Genomic DNA, 20,296 nt, shown 5'->3' on the forward strand with positions numbered 1-20,296 from the left:
GCCCTGAAAAACAAAATGACAACAAGTTCAGGAAGCGACCCAACTATGAGCCGCAGTCGAACAAATGAACAATATTTTACAGATGAATATCCATTTCAAGGCAGATGTCCATTCGGTACGATAAAGCGGAAGCGTGCACTACGAAGCATGGTAGGGCACACTGCATATCACACATCACAAGGGGGATGCAGGCATGGTAAAGAAATTGAAGCAATCTGCGCTGCTCGTCGTATCCTTAATCATTCTGCTTACAGGCTGCTCCAGTAGTAGCTCGAGTGAGAATGGTTCGGGCGAGCAGGTCAAGCTTGTCGTATGGATATGGGACTCAGCCCAGATTGGTCTGGACACGAATATGGAAGCGTTTAAGCAGGCCCACCCGAATATCGAGATTGAGTATCAGCTCATGGGTCAGACGGACCTCTATCAGAAATTCCTGATTGCGGCGAATACAGGCGATAAGATGCCGGATATCGTGGCGGTGGAATCCAGCAATCTGGCGCAGATGGTCAGCATTGACGCGCTGTATGATCTGACCGAGAAGACAGCCCCGTATCGCGATAAAATGGTGCCCTTCAAATGGGAGGATGCCATGAAGGACGACAAGGTCTACGCCATGCCATGGGATAGCGGTCCTGTCGTGATGTTCTATCGGAAGGATATCTTCGAGGCTGCTGGGCTGCCGACTGAGCCGGACCAGGTAGCGGAGCAGATCAAGACCTTTGAGGATTATAAGGAAGCAGGCAACTTAATTAAGGAAAAGACAGGCAAGGCCATGTTCGCGGATTCCCGCACACGCTCCAACAACCGTTTCTTCGAGACGATGATGTGGCAGCGGGGGCAATGGTATTTTAATAAGGATGGCAATGTGTCGCTGGATGCTCCGGAAGTCATTGAGACCGGGGAATTCTACGCCAGCATGGTGAAGGATGGATTGATCGTGGATGCAGAAGCCTTCTCCGAGAATTGGCTGAATGCCTTTGCCGATGGGAACATTGCGACGATTGTAGGTGCAGCCTGGTACGATAACCTGCTCTCCAATCTGATTGATCCGGACAGCTCAGGTAAATGGGGCGTCGTGCCGATGCCGAAATGGTCTGAATCGGACCCTTATGCCAGCGCCAACGACGGCGGCTCCAATCTGGCGATTAATGCGAATTCCGAGCACCCGGAGGAGGCGTGGACCTTCATCGAATTCATGCTGGGACGCGAGGATTCGCAGCTGAAAATGATGGAGGAGGGCGGATTCCTGCCATCGCTGCAGACGACCTTTGAGGATGAAGCCTACGCAGAGCCTGTCGAGTACTTTGGTAATCAGCCTGTACGGGAAGTATTCACCGAGGCACTGGGACAGATCTATCCGCAGGCGTATACCGTGGATTTCCCGGTAGCCAATCAGTTGATGCGGGATGCGTTCGCTGAGGTCTTCCTGAACAACGCCTCAGTCGCCGATACGTTCAAGAAGACTGCTGACGAGCTGCGAAGTCGTACAAGCCGTAAATAATCTACCGATACTTTAATCTTATGGAGGGATGAGTCGATGGCTTCCAAGTGGTGGAGATGGCAGCAGAGGTCCGCTCCATATGTGTTTATTTCTCCGTTCTTCATCCTGTTCATGGTGTTTCTGCTGTATCCGTTTCTGTATTCATTCTATCTGAGCCTGGTGGAATGGAATGGAGGCAAGACCAAGACCTTCGTCGGTCTGGACAATTATGTCCGTCTATTCCAAGACAATGTATTCTGGCTCTCGATTGTTAATGGTGGAATTATCATGCTGCTCTATGTGCCGCTGATGCTGCTGATTGCAACATTGGTCGCAGTCTTGCTGAATCAGGCGTGGGTGAAGGGGAAGGGCTTTTTTCGAATGGCCTTCTTCACCCCGAATATTATGGCGGTCGTCGCGGTCTCGTTTGTTTTTACCATTTTGCTCAACAGTGAAAATGGTCTGGTGAATGTCATCCTGACCAAGCTTGGCATCATTGCGCAGCCGATTCAATGGCTGGATTCCGCTTGGTGGGCCCGCGTCTCAGTCGCTGCTATGGTCATGTACCGCTGGATGGGCTACAACATGATTCTGATCCTCGCCGGGCTTCAGAATATTCCCAAGGAGGTCTATGAATCGGCCTATATGGACGGGGCATCGCCCTTCCAGTCCTTTACACGGATTACGTTGCCCTTGCTTAAGAAAATTCTGGTCTTCTGTCTCGTGCTCTCGACCTTGGGTTCATACGGCCTGTTCGTGGAGCCGTTCATTCTGACGAAGGGTGGTCCGGTCAATTCGACCATGACACCTGTGCTGCTGGTGTATCAGGAGAGCTTCCGCAATCTGAATTTTGGATATGCCTCGGCAATAGCTGTCATGTTCTTTTTCCTGATGATGACCTTGACCTTCATCCAACTGCGTGTATCCCGAGACAAAGACTAAGTGAGCGGAGGTGAGAACACCATGCCAGCAGCAACAGCGAATATGCATAATAAGGAATCACGAATTCCATATCGAGCCAGAAATACGCTAAAAAAAGCAAGCGCCTATACCATCCTCGTGCTGATCACGATCGCCTCGTTGTTCCCGCTATTCTGGATGGTCAGCTCCTCACTGAAGGAGCGAAGGGATATCTTCCTGAATCCGCCGATGTGGATTCCTGTCAACCCGCAATGGGACAACTATGTCATCCTGTTCAAGGAGCGCATGTTCGGCACGGTCATCTACAATAGTCTATTTATTACCGTAATTCATACGGCACTGGCACTGTTCTTCTGTACGCTGGCAGGGTATGCTTTTGCCAAATACCAGTTCCGCTTCAAAAGCCTGCTCTTCGCGATTGTACTGGCCTCCATGATGGTCCCGTCCGAGACGACGATCATTCCAATGTTCGAGATCTACCGTTCGCTGGGGCTGATCGATAATCCATGGGGCGTCATTATTACGAATGTGGCTAATGCGTTCGGTATCTTTTTCATGCGCCAATACTGTGACAGTATTCATACGGAGCTACTGGAGGCATCACGAATTGACGGCTGCTCAGAGTTCAAAATTTTTACACATGTCGTATTACCGAATCTACGGCCTGCGCTTGCGAGCCTCGGTATTATTACCTTCGTCAATCAGTGGAATAATTTCCTGTGGCCGTTGATTGTCCTGCGTTCACCAGGCGAGCAGACGGTATCTCTCGCTGTTCGGGCCCTGGAATCGGGTGCGCGGACGCCCTATGAGCTGATCATGTCCGGGTCGGTCATCAGTGTACTGCCACTGCTGCTCATCATCCTGCTGTTCCAGAAGCAATTGATCCATGGGCTGATGGATGGAGCTGTGAAGGGATAAGGCAGATAAGCAGAGGAATCGTTCAATGAGGATGGTGCGTCATCCACAGTTCATATTGAACAGTTCATATTGCACATAGCAAGAAGATGGCTTCATCCATACGTAATATGCTCCCCTTTCGGCAAACAGGTGAAATACTAAATCCTGTTGTCGTAAGGGGAGTGTTTTTTTATGATCAGCGAGTTCCCCTAAGCACGTAGCTTGCCGTAGAAAATACATTTTTCCTGTCCAGTCACATAGGAGCGGGAGGTGGGTGAATGACATAGTATACAGTATTGATTCCACAGCTGGAGGGGGGAAAGCTAGACATATGCGAAAGAAACATACATGCAAGAAAAGTCCAAGACTCAAAAAAAAGTGCAGTCTCAGAAAAAGGAAAAAAAGCAGCACATTATGTGGATGCCGCCGCAGACGAGGGAAAGAGCTCAAGCATAGGATTAGAAAATCTACTCTTCGAAAACCACGCAAGCTTATTCCCCGAAAAAATCTCATTACCGCCCCTATAAAGGTAGAAGCCACAATAGAAGAGTCTCACGGAAATGCTATTGCTTGTCCCCCGGGACCACATGGCCATCGCGGGCGACATGGATGTCATGGTAGAAGAGGGCCGACGGGGCCTACCGGACCTACAGGTCCAAGGGGCGTAACTGGGAGAACGGGATCTACTGGGGCTATGGGACCGACAGGCGTCACAGGTAGCACAGGGCCCGCTGGAGCCACCGGACCGACAGGCGCCGCAGGTACTACGGGACCAACTGGTACAACCGGAGCCACGGGCGATACGGGAAACACGGGATCTACAGGGGCAACCGGAGTAACGGGCGCAACAGGTAGTACGGGATCTACGGGAGCCACCGGAGTAACGGGCGAAACAGGCAGAACGGGATCTACTGGGGCTATGGGACCGACAGGCGTCACAGGTAGCACAGGGCCCGCTGGAGCCACCGGACCGACAGGCGCCGCAGGTACTACGGGACCAACTGGTACAACCGGAGCCACGGGCGATACGGGAAACACGGGATCTACAGGGGCAACCGGAGTAACGGGCGCAACAGGTAGTACGGGATCTACGGGAGCCACCGGAGTAACGGGCGAAACAGGCAGTACGGGATCTACAGGAGCCACCGGGGTAACGGGTGTCACAGGTAGCACGGGAGCCACCGGAGTAACGGGTGTCACAGGTAGCACGGGAGCCACCGGAGTAACGGGTGTCACAGGTAGTACGGGACCCACAGGAGCTACCGGAGTAACAGGTGTCACAGGTAGCACGGGACCCAGCGGGGCTACCGGACCGACAGGCGCCGCAGGTACTACGGGCCCAACCGGTACAACCGGAGCCACGGGCGATGCGGGCAACACGGGTTCAACTGGAGCAACCGGTCCGACGGGCGCAACAGGCAACACAGGACCCAGCGGGGCTACAGGATCGACGGGTGCAACAGGCAGTACGGGATCTACAGGAGCCACCGGAGTAACGGGTGTCACAGGTAGTACGGGACCCACAGGAGCCACCGGAGCCACGGGCGCAATAGGCAACACGGGACCCAGCGGGGCTACCGGACCGACGGGTGTAACAGGCAGTACGGGATCTACAGGAGCCACCGGAGTAACGGGTGCCACGGGCGAAACGGGATCCACAGGAGCAACCGGACCGACAGGTGTCACAGGTAGTACGGGATCCACAGGAGCAACCGGACCGACAGGCGTCACAGGTAGTACGGGATCCACCGGAGCTACAGGTCCAACGGGCGATGCAGGTAGTACGGGATCCACAGGAGCAACCGGACCGACAGGCGTCACAGGTAGTACGGGATCCACCGGAGCTACAGGTCCAACGGGCGATGCAGGTAGTACGGGATCCACAGGAGCAACCGGACCGACAGGCGTCACAGGTAGTACGGGATCCATCGGAGCTACAGGTCCAACGGGCGATGCAGGTAGTACGGGATCCACAGGAGCAACCGGACCGACAGGCGCCACAGGCAATACGGGAGCAACAGGAGCAACCGGAGCCACCGGGCTGACAGGCGCAACAGGTAGTACGGGATCTACAGGAGCCACCGGAGTAACGGGTGTCACAGGTAGTACGGGACCCACAGGAGCCACCGGAGCCACGGGCGCAATAGGCAACACGGGACCTTCTGGGGCTACAGGATCCACGGGCGAAACAGGCAGTACGGGATCTACAGGAGCCACCGGAGTAACGGGTGCCACAGGTAGTACGGGGACCACGGGAGCCACGGGAGCCACGGGCGTCACAGGTAACACGGGACCCAGCGGGGCTACCGGACCGACGGGTGTAACAGGCAGTACGGGAACTACAGGAGCTACAGGTCCAACGGGTGTCACAGGCATCACGGGCCCCACAGGAGTCACTGGACCGACAGGTGCCACAGGTAGTACGGGAACTACAGGTGCAACCGGAGCGACGGGAGCCACAGGTAGTACGGGAACTACAGGTGCAACCGGAGCGACGGGTGCTACAGGTAGCACGGGATCTACTGGAGCAACAGGATCTACTGGAGCAACAGGATCGACGGGTGTAACAGGCGCTACGGGACCAACAGGTACAACTGGAGCTACGGGCAACACGGGACCTACTGGAGCAAGCGGAGCGACAGGTGCCACAGGAGTAACGGGAGCCACAGGTAGTACGGGGACAACGGGAGCCACCGGAGCCACGGGCGTCATAGGTAACACGGGACCCAGCGGGGCTACCGGACCAACAGGCGCCACAGGCAATACGGGAGCAACAGGAGCAACCGGACCGACGGGCGAACCAGGCAACACGGGCCCTACTGGAGCAACCGGAGAAACTGGTGCCACAGGTGACACGGGATCTACAGGAGCAACAGGTCCAACGGGTGTAACAGGCACTACGGGCCCTACAGGAGTCACTGGACCGACAGGTGCCACAGGTAGTACGGGAACTACAGGTGCAACCGGAGCGACGGGAGCCACAGGTAGTACGGGAACTACAGGTGCAACCGGAGCGACGGGTGCTACAGGTAGCACGGGATCTACTGGAGCAACAGGATCTACTGGAGCAACAGGATCTACTGGAGCAACAGGATCGACGGGTGTAACAGGCGCTACGGGACCAACAGGTACAACTGGAGCTACGGGCAACACGGGACCTACTGGAGCAAGCGGAGCGACAGGTGCCACAGGCAGCACGGGATCTACGGGAGCCACCGGAGTAACGGGTGCCACAGGTAGTACGGGGACAACGGGAGCCACCGGAGCCACGGGCGTCACAGGTAACACGGGACCCAGCGGGGCTACCGGACCAACAGGCGCCACAGGCAATACGGGAGCAACAGGAGCAACCGGACCGACGGGCGAACCAGGCAACACGGGCCCTACTGGAGCAACCGGAGAAACTGGTGCCACAGGTGACACGGGATCTACAGGAGCAACAGGTCCAACGGGTGTAACAGGCACTACGGGCCCTACTGGAGCAACAGGATCGACGGGCGAAACAGGCAGTTCGGGATCTACGGGACCCACAGGAGCAACCGGGCCGACGGGCGATACAGGCATTACGGGACCTACAGGCCCCTCTGTAACTAGCGTTAGCATTATTCCGACAGCATTCAGATACTTCCTTATTCTCACGAGTGACGTTGATTTATCGACTATCGTAGATTTTCCAGCAACAGACTTTACGGATGATTCAGGGACCCCTGCAGCAGCATTCAGTGGACTTGGAGCAAACAGCTTCAACAATCTATATATCAATGGCATTGTACAGGAGGGAAGCTTCTATAATGTTATTTCCTCCACATTATCTTTAAATAATGGTGGTGGGGTTCTTTTTGCAGGCACCCCGATTATTCTGGAGATCGTTAGCTTCACAGCCATTATTGTTCCATAAAGAAAGAAGTCAATCATCTATCAATCTATAAAAATAGTCTTTTAATCTCATCCTTCCGCCGTCCCTTTCTCATTTACCAAGCATAATTTGGTAGAGAGAAAGGAGGTGAGCCACAATGCCAATCACTCCTCCCTTCCAGGCGTCCAGAAAGTTCGCAGCAACTTTTGGTGATGGAACTGGAACAGGTGCAACGTTCGCTATTGCTGCTACTAGCTTCACAAATGATGCCGGGACAGCAGCAACGGCTTTCCCAGCCACCTTTTCTTACTACGTTCTCTTTATCAATGGTGTCCCTCAATTAGCTGATACTTCCACCATCACTACGACAACGATCACTATACCTGGTGGTGATGCCCTTGATCCAGCCACACCGCTGCTGGTAGAAATTGTCGTTAACTGATATGGTTTAAGTACAAAGCAGGTTGTGCTCAGTATCCAACCTGCAAGCTATGCTCGGATTAAAGCGAAGAAGCTTCTAAGCCAATTGATGCGCTTAGAAGCTTCTTTTTGTCTATTTTCCAAGAAAGCGTTAAATCATGTTTTGATTTGTGAGTAGCCCTTGCTTATTGAAATAAGTTCATTAAACATACACCGGCTTATACAATCTACATGACGGGTATCATTCGGCGGATGCCAGGATAGTTCTCTTGTGTATCCGTATCTGTTTGTTTATCACTATCTGTGTCTGTCTGCCTTCACTCGCTGCGATTAGGTAGCGGACCCCTCGAACAGCTTCTGATTAGAGACAATGCTAGGATGCTCGGGATGATAGCTGGCAGCCTTCTCATTGCAGCTTCGGGAGGCTTCCTTGTCTCCCAATTGCCAGTGACAGACACAGAGCTGAAGATAGGGATACCAGGTCGTGAGTGATTTGTGGTGAAAGCCGGGTAATTCCCGGTGTTCAAAGTATAAGGCCTGCTCATACCAGTAGATGGCGGCTGCATATTTCTGCTTGCGCATAAAATGATCTCCCAGCGTGCAGCTCGCATCTGGCCGTGGACGATCATAGAGAAGTGCACGCATGCTCGTCAGGACGGCCTCTTCCTGGTTCCCGAGTGCAGCCTTGCAATCCGCCATATGCTGACAGGTTCGAATCTCATCCTCAATCCAGCCCTGCTTGGTGGCAAGGAATTTCTCATAGATCTCCAACGCCTTCTCGTGCTGACCATGCTCTCGCAGCTCATTGCCGTAATAGAACAAGTCCCGCGGAGTGAATTCTCTACCCTCAGTAGCCATCCGCTCATAGATGCGCAGATTACGCCCAACCGAACCTGAAGGCTCCGTAGCGGTCTTCTTGAATTTGCGATGGGATATAGCAATGTCGGTGGTGAAGATGTTACCGCCCACCTGCAAATACTCATGAACGGCCCCGAACCATCTGAAGTTGCAGGCACGCTTGACCAGTCGGTGACGTCGGAACTGGAAGCTGACCTCTCCTTGGGCATTGAAGCCCGTGTTATAGAACATTGACACAGCATCGACAGAAGGAGGAAGGTTCTCCTTCAACGTCCGCAGCTTGATCCGATCGGGCTCCAGCAGCTCATCGTCTGCATCGAGCCAGAGAATGTACTCCTGGGTGGCATGGTCGAAGGCAAAATTCCGGGCATCCGCAAAATGATCTCTCCAGACAAAATCCACAATTTTGGCGCCAAATCGTGCAGCAATTTCCTTGGTTCGGTCATCAGACCCTGTATCCACAATGACAATCTCGTCCACGAGGTCCGCGACAGAGCTGAGACAGCCGTCGAGCACCTCTTCCTCATTTTTGACGATCATACATAGGCTAATGGTTGGCAATCGTATTCTCCCCCTGAGCACCGAGTGTTAGTCAAGCGCTATAAGCCTGACATTGGAATCATGCATAGCCTCCGCTACAGCATGTATATTCATGGGGTAGCTCATCCTATTCCCGTTGCTGTGCGAAAGCCGGAGTTTGCCGACGCATTCAGAGGCCCTGTATAATATGGGAAAGAATACTCTTTTCCGTTTTGAATTATTATTCATATTAATGTATATTAATTCTCTATATGGGCTTCTTGCACTTCCGATTATGACTTCTGCATAGCAGCATAGAAGCGATGATGCTTCTCTTGCCGATGTGTTGCGTGGTTCAGGGTCTATTCACGGATGATGCATCGTGCTGCAGAAATGGATGGGGGATTTCAGGTGTATAAATTCTTAGAAGAACAGTCTTTGCAGAGTTGGCCTGCGCTGAAGCAGCTGGAGCTGGACGGATGGCTGCTCAGATTCGCTGGAGGCTACACGAAGCGCTCTAATTCCATAAGCCCGTTGTATGCCGGGTCAAAGACAGACGCACAGAGTATAAATGACTCACAGCATATAAATGACATACAGCATTTAGTTGACAAAATAAACCGATGTGAGCAGTACTATCAGCAGGCTGGCTTGCCAACCATATTCAAAATAACACCGTATACAGAGCCATCCAATCTAGATGCTGTACTTGAGGCCCGTGGCTATGTTCAGACGGATCTGTCTCGTGTGCAAAGCATGGATTTGGCTGGGCCTGTGCCACTCACGTTGCTAAATATAGGGCACTCACATGCCCAGTGTCTTGATGCTGCGGGATACAAGGTCACGATATTCGAGGAATTGAATCCGTTGTGGCTAGAGACGGTTGTACGTCTCAGTGGGCTAAGTGACAAGTATCTGGAGGTAAAGCAGAGACTGCTGCGTCATTCGGGTCTCAATGCAGGTTATGTGTTGCTGTATGTGGAGGGAATCCCTGTAGCCTGTGGACTTGGAGTAGTTGCTGGCGGAGGTCTGGGAATCTACGAGATCGGGACTGATTCTGTGTTCCGCAGACGCGGCCATGCGCGTCAATTGCTGCTTCATCTATTGCGCTGGGGAGCTTCTCAAGGTGCACAATATGCTTATTTGCAGGTGCTGGCTGATAACAGGCCTGCTCTGCAATTGTATGAAAGTATGGGCTTCCGGGATCGATATTCGTATTGGTATAGAGTACAGCCCGAGCGGTAAAATCAAAATGTAATCGGAGCCTATTCAATCTGAAAATTAGTAGTATTCAAAATGGATTGGGAAACCACATGAATGAAGGTGTTGTATGCTGGCACGACTGATTCGACGCATTCCAAGAGACTGGCTGGTCTATATGTATCGTCACATGCCACTGAAGGGCTTGAAGAATACCATTGTATACCGGACACAGCATAAATTCCTCGTTGCTGTCCTTGGGGTGATCACGAATGATGCAGGAGAGGTCCTGCTGTTGAAGCACACGTATCGTGACAAGGAGCCTTGGGGGATCCCGGGCGGCTGGATGGAGATGGAGAAGCCGGAGCAGGCGCTGGAGCGAGAAATATGGGAGGAGACGCAATTCAAGGTGACGATTACCCGACTGGAGCGGGCGATCTACAGCACGAAGCCAGGACGGGTTGAACTGGTGTATAGAGGCATCGTGACGGGTGGGACATTCCAGGCCAATAGCGAAATATCTGAGGCTATGTTCTGCGACAGGATGCATCTGCCTGCGGATCTACCTAGCCACCAGAAGCGCTTGATTGCCGCTATATTAGACGGAGAGAAATGAAGGGGAGGGGATGAGTAGATGTTACGGTCACTGAAGGCAATTGCTGCCTACCGTTCGGGAGATCCCGCATCGTTGGGGCAACATAGCTGGCTGCAGCTACTGGCATCGGCCGAGGAGCGGGTCGTGAACTATGAGCGTATTCAATCCTTGGAGGAGCTACAAGGGCAAGTCAATCCGGTGCTGGACTATGTGGAGCGTTCACTGCGTCTGCTGGAGGGGATGAAGCTGTCCTTTTGGGTCAAGGAATTGGTAGAGCAGGTGCTGATCTGGGCAGAGACAGCCAAAGGGGGCACACTGCGTCAACGCTTGGCCTGGCAAGCTCACGGTATCAATTTGTTCGTGCATAATGAGGGCTCAGCCCAGCTATATGCACGGTACGGCAGAGGCGAGGGTGCTGCTACGCAGCGACTGCGGGAGGGGATCCCTGATCCGATCGAAGCAGACCAGGCTAAGGATATAGTGGTGGAGCGCCTGATCGCTACTCATGGCCTGATTGGTCAATACATCCGGGGAGAGGTTCCCTTCTCGGCCCATGAGCCTTTGATAGAGCTTGTAGAGAAAGGGTATCTCTCAGCGGAGGAGCTGGATTCAGTATTGCTTCCGCTAAATGCTTGTATCATCGGAGCAGTGGATCTGGCATTGTGGGAACGGGTACAGCCTGAAGTGAAGCAGCTCATCCGTAATATTGCGGCAGGTGAGCGTGAGGTAGCTTGGACGATTCGAGAGCGCCTCATGCGTCTGCGCAGTGCATCTATTGAAGGCGGAGAAGCGTTCAGTCAAGCATTTACCCAACTGGAACAAATAGAAGGTGTTATTTCTGCTCTCACGAATATGCAAGACAAGACACTATGGTATGTAGAATCAGCGCTGCAGGATTTCTCTCTGGAGGAGGTCGTGAAGATCTTCCTGCTGGCGCTGCGCCACTCAGACGTATCCGGCACAGCAGTAAGCGACTCAGTCGTATCGGGCTCAACGGGATTGGAATTGACAGAACTGGAGACGAAGTCGCAGTCGCAGGAGCAGGAGCACACGGTGTCCCTTAAAGATAGGCATGGAGCTGAAGCTCCATTCATGGACAACAGCGCCTATGCGGCAGATGAATTTACAGGCAGATGGAGTCAACAGCTTCGTCATATCAGCTTTGAGCCCTTCATGAACATGATTTACTACGATTATAAAGGGCAGAAGCACATTAATGTGTATAAGAAGCGCATGATTGAGAAATTTTTGCGTGAACTGAGCTGGGAGGAGATCCTGAACGGGCAGCAGCCGGACAATCCTCACCTGCATTATCAGCTAAAGCAGCTGCCGTCGCTCGCAGACACCGTATTTGTTAACTTCGAATTCTCGCCCGCAGCCAACAAGCTGATCGAATTTTGTATCGAGGCAGAAAAGACGCCGCTTTATGAGCAGGCTGTGTTGCTGCTCTTTGATTTGTTCGATCTGCGTCGAGATGCGTATGACCGTTTCCACAACGAGGAGCGCTATCTCGCGGATATGAACCAGACGGTAGACTACAAGCGGGTCATGCTGGACTACATTTCCGGGACTCGCGTACTTGATATCGGACCAGGCGGAGGTGTGCTGCTGGACCTGATCGAGCAGGAGTTGCCTGATTTGCAGGCTGTAGGGATTGATATTTCAACGAATGTCATTGAGGCACTGGAGCGCAAGAAGCAGCTGGAGGGGCATCAGTGGCAGGTCATGAAGGGAGATGCGCTTCAACTGGAGAGCAGTATTGAGCCTGGAAGCGTGGATACGATCATTTTCTCATCCATTCTGCATGAGCTATATTCCTATATTGAGCGGGACGGCCACAAATTCAACCTGCTTACTGTAGCCGATGCATTGCGTAGTGCGTACCGGGTCCTTGCCCCAGGTGGGAGGATCATCATTCGAGATGGCATCATGACTGAGCCGCTGGAGCAGCGTAGACGTATTCGTTTTCTAGAAACTGACGGTGTGCGCTGGCTTGAACGCTATGCGAAGGATTTTGCAGGCAGAAGGATTGAATATACGGTGCTAGGTGATGATGAGGTGGAGCTGCCTGTGAATGATGCGATGGAGTTCCTCTATACATATACCTGGGGTGCCGAGGCTTATGTTCACGAGGTGCAGGAGCAATTCGGCTATCTGACACCGTCCGGTTATCGGAAGTTCATTCATGAGACCCTTGGGGAAGAGGCAGGTATTTTGGTAGCAGAGCATTATTTGCAGGCAGGCTATACGGAGTCGCTACAGGAGCGGATCGTCCTAACGGACGAGAAGGGGAACCCTGTGCCATTGCCGGACAGTACCTGTCTGTGGGTTATAGAGAAGCCGACGAAATGAGAGCGACCGTAAAGAACAGGAAGCCTAACAGCGGTCGACAGGTCTTGATAGGTCTCCATAGGTTTCGATAGGTGTTCATAGGTTTTGATAGAGCTTCCTACTTGGTGCGGCTCTATACTTATATTTAATATGGCCCGAGGTACCAGAATAAGAGATATTATTTCTACAATAGTATTTTCTACAATAGTATTTTCTACAATAGTATTTTCTACAAGAGTATTAGGTGTCTATAAGAAAAAGAAGAGTCTTAATAGAAAGTAGAAGGGCATCTAAAGAGAGTTTAATCACTTTTAAATCAAAATCTAAGAAGATTCTGAGAAAATTCTAAGAAACAAGAATGTGAGTAAATATGCGAGATGAGCGGAGGACAGCATATGATAGCACTAGCTGATGAAGTTATAAATCCCAAGGAATTGCAGACCAACCTGAGAGTACTGGCTCTGCTGGATATTATTCTGTGCGATGAGGAGTGGCTACGCTACTACACGTATGAGCCTGCCTGGGCAGAAGGGGTATCACTGGCCAAAGTGGATGACGGGTCTGGCAATCATATGTATGTTATTTTTGCACCTGAAGGCACGATTATCAAAGGCTTTGACCATGAATCCGAGCTCAGTCCACATGCACAGGAAGAGTACGGCGTGTGGCCCGGGATGTATGACGGAATGCCAGCTGAATTGATGCAGCATCTGCAGGATGATGCATTGGAGCCAGAAGAGGTCACCTTCTGTTACTGGCGACTGGTGGAGGCTGCGAACTGGTCTGCAGGGCCAGTGATCGTGCCGGAAGGCATAGACTCAGGAGCTTCTTGGCTGCTGTCCACGATGTACGACACACCAGAGGCCTACGTGGATTGGGCAAACGACTACTATGAGCTGGAGCTGGAAGCCGAGGATGTCCGTGACGTTTTTGAAGGGCAAGTGATTACGGAAGAGCTCATCACGAGGTTGAATCCCGAGCGGGACCAGGAGGAGGCACTGGCCGAGCTTGCGGCGCTATAACTGTGATTGAACCCCATTCGGCTAGTTTTGGGTTGTCATCATAAAAGACCGAACCTCGGTTCATCGGGGTATCAGATTAGCTTGGAGAATAAAGCAAAGGGCTGCGCCTGCAGACATTCTGCAACGGTGCGGCCCTTAATTGTTGATTTAAAGGAAAGATTTCCGAGCTTACAGCTCTAGCTACTCCTCACCATTCCACAGCTTGAGACGATTCTTGATCAGCTCGGTGTAGGTAGCCTCAGCCTTCGGCACACCTGCATTGTCGAACTCCTTCAGCATGGTGTCGTATACCTCGTCAAATTTGTCCCGTGGTGCAAGGATCGCTTCGGGAATACGTTTCTTCATAATATCCTGCGCTTTCTGATAAATGACATTGTAGTCAGTATCGGTAGGAACAGGCATGTTGTAGGCAGCTCCCCATTCCTTGACAGGGAAATCCTTTTCGGTCTTGAACAGGTCTTTCCAGGTAGTAGCGTTGTAGGCCTTGAGTGACTTTTTCTCGGCTTCACTATAATTAGCTGTGATCAGCTCAGGATAATTCGTCGTGTAGTAGTTGCCAGTAGGGTCCTTAATCCCGTCGCCATACTGTGCACCCCAGCTCCAGTACAGTCCGATGCCGGTCTCCTTCTGGAAGTTCAGATTGTCATTGTTCTTCCGTTCCTGTACGTCTGGTGGAATGACACGCTTGCCGTCTACGACATTATAATGCTGCCCCTCTATACCCCATTGCCGCAGTATTTGGCCTTCGTCAGAGGACAGGAAATCGAGAAATTTAATAGTACGGACTGGGTTCTTGTTGCTGGTCGTAATGCCGATGCCATAAGCTGTATCGAAGCCAATGGATTGGAAGGAAGGGTCATCATATTCCTCTGTGAGTGTCACAGGAAAGTGAGCATACGTATGCTCCTCAAGGCCTGCAGCCTTCAAAGAATTCTCAGCATCCTGATAGTTCCATTCCCAATCAATTAGGCCGATGACGCGGCCACTGGCAATCTTGGATTTATATTGATCGCTCTTCTGTACGAAGGTCTCTTTGTCGAGCAAGCCTTCGTTGTACATATGATTCAGCCAGCGGAAGTATTCACGCTCTTCTGCGCGACGGTAGTGCAGCTTCGCTTCGTAGGTCTCGGGGTCAATGTAATATTCACCGTCGTTAGGGGCACCTGTAGTCTGGACCGCAGGGTTGGTGACGGTAATCATGATCTTCCAATCATCAGCATCCAGCGTCAGGGGGATCGTAGGCTGTCCGTTGGTGGTGGGATATTTTTCGACATAGGCTCGCAGTGCATTCTCGAAATCCTTGACGGTTCTAATCTTGGGATATCCGAGCTTCTCCAAGGCCTGATGCTGAATCTCGAAACCTCCAGTAGCGTCAAAGGCTACCGTATCCACACCCATATTTGTGGGGATGGTGTAGATGGCAGGATCGTCTAGACTATATTTGATCCGGTTAAAATAATCTCCATATACCCTCTTGATATTCGGAGCATGCTCCTCAATCAGATCGGTCAGGTCAATAAGGGCTCCTGCATCGACCAGCTTGCCTACATTGTCTTTAGGGTATACGATATCTGGATAATCTCCACTGGCGGCCATTAGGGCGAATTTGTCCTGACCGCTACCATTCACAGCAAACTCTGCTTGCACGGTGACGCCAGTCTTGCGAGTAAACTCCTGACCAATAGCATCCTTCATATTGTTCCAGTTCGGATTAGCTTCGCCACTGAAGTAAGTAAGTGTCAACGGACTTGTATCATTTGGATCGTCCTCTACAGCAGAAGAGTTGCTGCCGTTACTGCAAGCGGTGCCTACCAGCAAGCTTGCTGACACCAGCATGACGGCTAGATAACGCCAGGTTGTCGATTTGCCCATGCTTGTTCCCCCTCATATGATATTGTTAATAAATACAATGTAAGTGCTTTCAACAAGGGTATTGTAAATAAAAATAACCTAACAGTCAAGGGATTGTTTGCAAACTTGTTTGGTACTTGTAAGAAAAATATGCTACCATGAAGCAAGTTATGAGTACATATGCAATCGTGAATCAGGACAGGTGATATAATGCGCAAAAAAGTGACACTACAGGAAATAGCCGACACTGCAGGAGTGTCGAAATTCGCTGTATCAAGAGCTCTCGCAGGCAAGTCAGGAGTCAGTGAGGAGACGAGGGCTACAATCGTGAATCTGGCCGGGCAAATGGGCTATTTTCGGAGCGAGGGCAGAGCAGGGCGTATCGAATTGAAGGATGAGCTGACCGGAGGTTGGCAGGGAACAGTAATGATTTTATTTCCGAATATTCGACATCAGAACAGGGAGTCCCGGTACTGGGGCCCGATTTTTGAGGGGATCTCGCAGCGGCTGAACCAAAAGGGGCTGGACGTTCTGACGCTGACTGAGCCGACCTCGGAGGATATGTTCACGCTATTGAATCCGGAGGCAATCCGCGGCATTATTACGGTCGGTACCGTATCCACGAGCATTCTGCTAAATATTAGCCGCATGGACATTCCGTTAGTACTGGTGGACCATCTGGACCCGACCGTGCGGGCGGATACGATATTCACTGACAATACAAGCGGAATGGGAGAGCTGGTACGTGCAATACTTGCTCGGGGTTATCGCAGCTTACAGTTCGTGGGCCGCATTCATGAGGCTCCGAGCTTCTACGAGCGCTGGTTGGCTTATCGCATGGTGCTGGAGCAGCAGGGGATCGTGGGTGTGCATGGTATGTTCGGTGCACATGGTGCGATTGATACATCGGGTACCCCACTTATACAAAAAGAGAGCCTGCTGGGGTTAGGTGATACCAGTCTGGAGGAGGGTCTGCGAACGTTACCGCTTGACCAATTACCTGAGCTCTTCGTCTGTGTTAATGATGTGACGGCCCAGCTTGTCCTGCGCATTCTAGAGGAGCGCGGTGTAGATGCCCCTGTCATGTGCGGCGTGACGGGCTTCGACCATACTCATATGGAGCTTCCACTAGCGGCTACCGTCAAGGTGGATCAGGAGCTGCTAGGCAAGCGGGCGGTAGATCAGCTATTGTGGCGTATTCTGAATTCGGCTTCAGCGCCTGAACGTAAGTCAATCTACGCAGAGCTGGTGCTGAGGGATACATATATGCCGCCAGTGCGTTCCACATAGCGATATATGGATGTCTACAGAGGTGTCGTAGGAAATGGCTGGATCTGTTCGATGTGATTAGCTTGGGTAGGCATGGTTGTGCATGTCGTATCCAGGCTTTTTTCTTATCTGGTATTGACCTTTGGATAACGTTAGTTATAATTTTGTTATGTAATTATCCTAAAAGTTTTTTTGAATACGCTTGCTTGGGTATGGTTGTTATCCTTTTGTTATTCAATTGAACTTAGTTCTCCAACGTCATTTCCAGATTCGGGAGGTTACTCATGAATAAAATGATCCATAATCTTACGGCATGGAGCTTCAAGAGCGCTGATGAGGAGCAGTGGCTTCCGGCACAGGTTCCCGGGTGTGTGCATACAGACTTGCTCCAGAGCGGACGAATCAATGATCCATTCTATGGGACCAATGAGCACAGACTGCAGTGGGTGGATAAGCAGGATTGGGAATATGCAGCAACTCTTCATGTAGATTCGGATTGGTTGCAGCTGGATGTGCTTGAGCTTGTATTTGAAGGACTGGATACCTATGCGAATGTCTACGTGAATGGTCAGCAGGTGCTGACGGCCGATAACATGTTCAGAATCTGGAGGGTAGATATTCGATCATATCTGACATCTGGTGAAAATGCGCTGCTTGTGCGATTTCGCTCTCCGATCCAAGAGGATCTGCCCAAGCTGGAGAAGCTGGGATATGAGCTGCCTGCGCCGAACGATCAATCTGAGCTAGGGGAGCTTGGTAGCAGGAAGGTTAGCGTCTTTGCCCGCAAGGCTCCGTATCATTATGGCTGGGATTGGGGGCCACGCTTCGTCACCAGCGGTATTTGGCGTGAGGTGCGACTGGAGGGCTGGTCTATTGCGTCTTTGACGGATTTTTGTATTCGTCAGGATGAGGTGACGGCAGCAGAGGCGAAGCTGACGGCACTGGTGGAGGTAGCCTGTACGGAAGCTGTTGCGGGACAGCTGTTGGTAAGTGGCGCAGGCGGGGAATGGTCTATGGAGGTGAATCTGACTCCGGGTCAGCATGTTCTGGAGCTGCCGATGGATATTCAGGAGCCCGAGCTTTGGTGGAGCAGAGGTCTGGGCGAGGCAAAGCTACATACTTTCAGGGCAACACTGAAGCAAGGTACCGAGCTGTTGTCCGAGTATGAGGTGCGCACGGGACTCAGATCCGTTCGTCTGGTCCGCGAGCGGGATGAGGCAGGAGCCAGCTTTTATCTGGAGCTGAACGGAATCCCTGTCTTCTGCAAAGGCGCTAACCACATTCCTAACGACAGCTTCGTAACGGAGGTCACATCGGATCGTTATTTGCATGAGATTCGTTCTGCTGTGGAGTCCAATATGAACATGCTGCGCGTCTGGGGTGGAGGCATATATGAAGCAGATGTATTCTATGACCTGTGTGATGAGCATGGCATTTTGGTCTGGCAGGATTTCATGTTCGCCTGCTCCATGTATCCTGGAGATGAGCGTTTTCTCCATAGTGTGAAGCAAGAGGCAGCCGATCAGCTCCGGCGTCTACGCCATCATCCATCCATCGCTCTATGGTGTGGCAATAATGAAATTGATTCGGCCTGGTCGCATTATGTGGAGGAACGCGGATGGGGTTGGAAGCAGTCGTTCACTCAAGAGCAGCGGGAGCAGCTCTGGGCAGATTATGAGGCTGTGTTCCATCAAATACTACCAGATCGGGTGCAGGAGCTCATGCCTGAGATATCGTACTGGCCATCCTCACCCCTGGTTGACCTGACTGGTGATGACAGACAACATACGAGAAATGATTCCACCGAAGGCGACATCCATTATTGGGGAGTGTGGCACAATTCAGAGCCTTTTGAGAACTACAGTAAATATGTAGGCAGATTTATGAGTGAGTATGGATTTCAGTCTTTTCCTGACTATCGGACGGTTCGTACCTATGCGGAGGAGCACGAGCTTGCGCTGGAATCCGAGGTGATGCTTGCCCATCAGAAGAACGGCAGAGGTAATCAGCTGATCAAGACCTACATGGATCGTTATATGCAGGAGCCGCGCGACTTCGTGTCTTTCATGCATATGAGCCAGATTCTGCAGGCTGATGCCATGGGCATGGCCATTGAAGCGCATCGACGCCGCAAGCCCTATTGTATGGGGACGCTGTATTGGCAGATGAACGATTGTTGGCCGGTTGCTTCCTGGGCGAGTATGGATTACTACGGTCGCTGGAAGGCAGCTCAATATACGATCAAGCGCTCCTTCAAGGACATCATGCTGTCGATCGAGCTACTGACAGAGGATTCAGAGCTGGCTGAAGATCAGCACCGTAACACCATTTCCATCCATCTGATTAATGATACGCTTGAGCCGCTCGAAGGGACACTACGTGTAGCTCTCTACCACATTTGCGACGGCCTGGTCGAGGAACGGACACAATCTGTAGAGATTCCGAAGCTGGGAGCGACTGTGGCGAGCACACTGTCTATTCATGAGCTGCTGCAGGGCCGAGGTGCAGTCGAATATGTGCTCGTTGCGGCATTGGAGCAGGACGGCACCGTATTGGATCGCCGCGAGCAGCTGCTTGCTCCATTACAGTCTACTCTGTTACCTGCTCCAGAGATTACGGTTTGTGAGGTGGCTGCACCATCGGATCAGCCTGATAATCCACGCCTTTCTACAGATGTAACGTTCACTTCGGCACAGTGGGAGGAAGGCGATGTTCACTGGTTCAGCGTGCAGTCAGATGTATTGGCTAAATATGTCTGGCTGTCTGCCGAGGTGGATGGCATGTTCACAGATAATAACTTCGATCTGCTCCCAGGAGAGACCAAGCTCGTTGGCTTCAGACCACGAGCGGTTCCTCAGGGTTACTCTGTGGACAGGGGACAGGGGCAGAAGCAGGAGCAGAAGCAAGCTACAGTCCAAGAAGGGCAGATGCCGCAGCTCACGGTGTATTCGCTGAATGACCTTATTCAGCCCGTTCACTCTATAAAGTAACACTCCAAAGACCCGAATATAGCACAAGCGGCCATCCTGCGCTGTCTCCAGATATCTTCTGAAGGAGCGTCTGGATGGCCGCTTGTG

Annotated in this window: 14 protein-coding genes; 12 read left to right on the forward strand and 2 right to left on the reverse strand. The window is 51.8% G+C overall.

What is annotated here, in order from left to right; all coding sequences use genetic code 11:
* Positions 1–193: 193 nt before the first annotated feature.
* The 6 genes from MKX74_RS08705 (at position 194) to MKX74_RS08730 (ending at position 7,596) form a co-directional block, all read left to right on the forward strand.
* Positions 194–1,501: an ABC transporter substrate-binding protein gene (locus tag MKX74_RS08705; protein WP_341178102.1), complete on the forward strand. Its 1,308-nt coding sequence runs from the start codon at positions 194–196 to the stop codon at positions 1,499–1,501.
* Between the two features lie 36 nt (positions 1,502–1,537).
* On the forward strand, positions 1,538–2,422 hold the full coding sequence (locus MKX74_RS08710) for a carbohydrate ABC transporter permease (RefSeq protein ID WP_018883643.1): 885 nt from the start codon (positions 1,538–1,540) through the stop codon (positions 2,420–2,422).
* A gap of 21 nt (positions 2,423–2,443) precedes the next feature.
* Positions 2,444–3,319: a carbohydrate ABC transporter permease gene (locus MKX74_RS08715; protein ID WP_341178103.1), complete on the forward strand. Its 876-nt coding sequence runs from the start codon at positions 2,444–2,446 to the stop codon at positions 3,317–3,319.
* 275 nt (positions 3,320–3,594) lie between these two features.
* Complete coding sequence (locus MKX74_RS08720; RefSeq protein WP_341178104.1) at positions 3,595–3,825, forward strand: hypothetical protein; 231 nt, start codon at positions 3,595–3,597, stop codon at positions 3,823–3,825.
* Between the two features lie 392 nt (positions 3,826–4,217).
* Positions 4,218–7,196, forward strand: coding sequence for a DUF4183 domain-containing protein (locus tag MKX74_RS08725; protein WP_445667311.1), 2,979 nt, complete (start codon positions 4,218–4,220; stop codon positions 7,194–7,196).
* Between the two features lie 115 nt (positions 7,197–7,311).
* Positions 7,312–7,596: a DUF4183 domain-containing protein gene (locus tag MKX74_RS08730; RefSeq protein WP_028592270.1), complete on the forward strand. Its 285-nt coding sequence runs from the start codon at positions 7,312–7,314 to the stop codon at positions 7,594–7,596.
* 308 nt (positions 7,597–7,904) lie between these two features.
* Here MKX74_RS08730 and MKX74_RS08735 read toward each other — a convergent pair whose 3' ends face one another.
* Positions 7,905–8,972, reverse strand: a complete 1,068-nt coding sequence (locus tag MKX74_RS08735; protein WP_445667312.1) for a glycosyltransferase — start codon at positions 8,970–8,972, stop codon at positions 7,905–7,907.
* A gap of 390 nt (positions 8,973–9,362) precedes the next feature.
* Between MKX74_RS08735 and MKX74_RS08740 the strand changes: the two genes are divergently transcribed.
* From MKX74_RS08740 to MKX74_RS08755, 4 genes are all read left to right on the forward strand, one after another.
* Positions 9,363–10,196 (forward strand): GNAT family N-acetyltransferase, encoded by an 834-nt coding sequence (locus MKX74_RS08740; RefSeq protein WP_341178107.1) that lies wholly within the window; start codon positions 9,363–9,365, stop codon positions 10,194–10,196.
* A gap of 85 nt (positions 10,197–10,281) precedes the next feature.
* Positions 10,282–10,767, forward strand: coding sequence for an NUDIX hydrolase (locus MKX74_RS08745; protein WP_018883635.1), 486 nt, complete (start codon positions 10,282–10,284; stop codon positions 10,765–10,767).
* An 18-nt stretch (positions 10,768–10,785) separates the two neighbouring features.
* Positions 10,786–13,098: a class I SAM-dependent methyltransferase gene (locus tag MKX74_RS08750; RefSeq protein WP_341178108.1), complete on the forward strand. Its 2,313-nt coding sequence runs from the start codon at positions 10,786–10,788 to the stop codon at positions 13,096–13,098.
* 374 nt (positions 13,099–13,472) lie between these two features.
* The gene (locus MKX74_RS08755) at positions 13,473–14,099 is read left to right on the forward strand and encodes a hypothetical protein (RefSeq protein ID WP_341178109.1); all 627 of its coding nucleotides are present in this window, start codon (positions 13,473–13,475) and stop codon (positions 14,097–14,099) included.
* A gap of 180 nt (positions 14,100–14,279) precedes the next feature.
* Here the strand turns inward: MKX74_RS08755 and MKX74_RS08760 are convergent, their stop codons facing one another.
* On the reverse strand, positions 14,280–15,971 hold the full coding sequence (locus MKX74_RS08760) for an ABC transporter substrate-binding protein (protein ID WP_028592277.1): 1,692 nt from the start codon (positions 15,969–15,971) through the stop codon (positions 14,280–14,282).
* Between the two features lie 189 nt (positions 15,972–16,160).
* On the opposite strand from MKX74_RS08760, the gene MKX74_RS08765 reads away from it, so the two are divergent.
* A complete protein-coding gene (locus MKX74_RS08765; protein WP_341178110.1) occupies positions 16,161–17,240 on the forward strand; it encodes a LacI family DNA-binding transcriptional regulator in 1,080 nt (359 codons plus the stop codon).
* A gap of 263 nt (positions 17,241–17,503) precedes the next feature.
* Positions 17,504–20,209, forward strand: coding sequence for a beta-mannosidase (locus tag MKX74_RS08770; protein ID WP_445667258.1), 2,706 nt, complete (start codon positions 17,504–17,506; stop codon positions 20,207–20,209).
* Positions 20,210–20,296: the final 87 nt, after the last annotated feature.

Origin of the sequence: Paenibacillus sp. FSL K6-1230 (assembly GCF_038002385.1) — a bacterium.
GTDB lineage: Bacteria > Bacillota > Bacilli > Paenibacillales > Paenibacillaceae > Paenibacillus > Paenibacillus massiliensis.

What these genes read in the sequence shown, in the direction of transcription:
- MKX74_RS08755 (WP_341178109.1), top strand. Translation starts at nt 13,473, where the DNA reads ATGATAGCACTAGCTGATGAAGTTATAAATCCCAAGGAATTGCAGACC.
- MKX74_RS08770 (WP_445667258.1), top strand. Translation starts at nt 17,504, where the DNA reads ATGAATAAAATGATCCATAATCTTACGGCATGGAGCTTCAAGAGCGCT.
- MKX74_RS08715 (WP_341178103.1), top strand. Translation starts at nt 2,444, where the DNA reads ATGCCAGCAGCAACAGCGAATATGCATAATAAGGAATCACGAATTCCA.
- MKX74_RS08765 (WP_341178110.1), top strand. Translation starts at nt 16,161, where the DNA reads ATGCGCAAAAAAGTGACACTACAGGAAATAGCCGACACTGCAGGAGTG.
- MKX74_RS08750 (WP_341178108.1), top strand. Translation starts at nt 10,786, where the DNA reads ATGTTACGGTCACTGAAGGCAATTGCTGCCTACCGTTCGGGAGATCCC.
- MKX74_RS08710 (WP_018883643.1), top strand. Translation starts at nt 1,538, where the DNA reads ATGGCTTCCAAGTGGTGGAGATGGCAGCAGAGGTCCGCTCCATATGTG.
- MKX74_RS08705 (WP_341178102.1), top strand. Translation starts at nt 194, where the DNA reads ATGGTAAAGAAATTGAAGCAATCTGCGCTGCTCGTCGTATCCTTAATC.
- MKX74_RS08730 (WP_028592270.1), top strand. Translation starts at nt 7,312, where the DNA reads ATGCCAATCACTCCTCCCTTCCAGGCGTCCAGAAAGTTCGCAGCAACT.
- MKX74_RS08745 (WP_018883635.1), top strand. Translation starts at nt 10,282, where the DNA reads ATGCTGGCACGACTGATTCGACGCATTCCAAGAGACTGGCTGGTCTAT.
- MKX74_RS08735 (WP_445667312.1), bottom strand. Translation starts at nt 8,972, where the DNA reads ATGATCGTCAAAAATGAGGAAGAGGTGCTCGACGGCTGTCTCAGCTCT.
- MKX74_RS08725 (WP_445667311.1), top strand. Translation starts at nt 4,218, where the DNA reads ATGGGACCGACAGGCGTCACAGGTAGCACAGGGCCCGCTGGAGCCACC.
- MKX74_RS08760 (WP_028592277.1), bottom strand. Translation starts at nt 15,971, where the DNA reads ATGGGCAAATCGACAACCTGGCGTTATCTAGCCGTCATGCTGGTGTCA.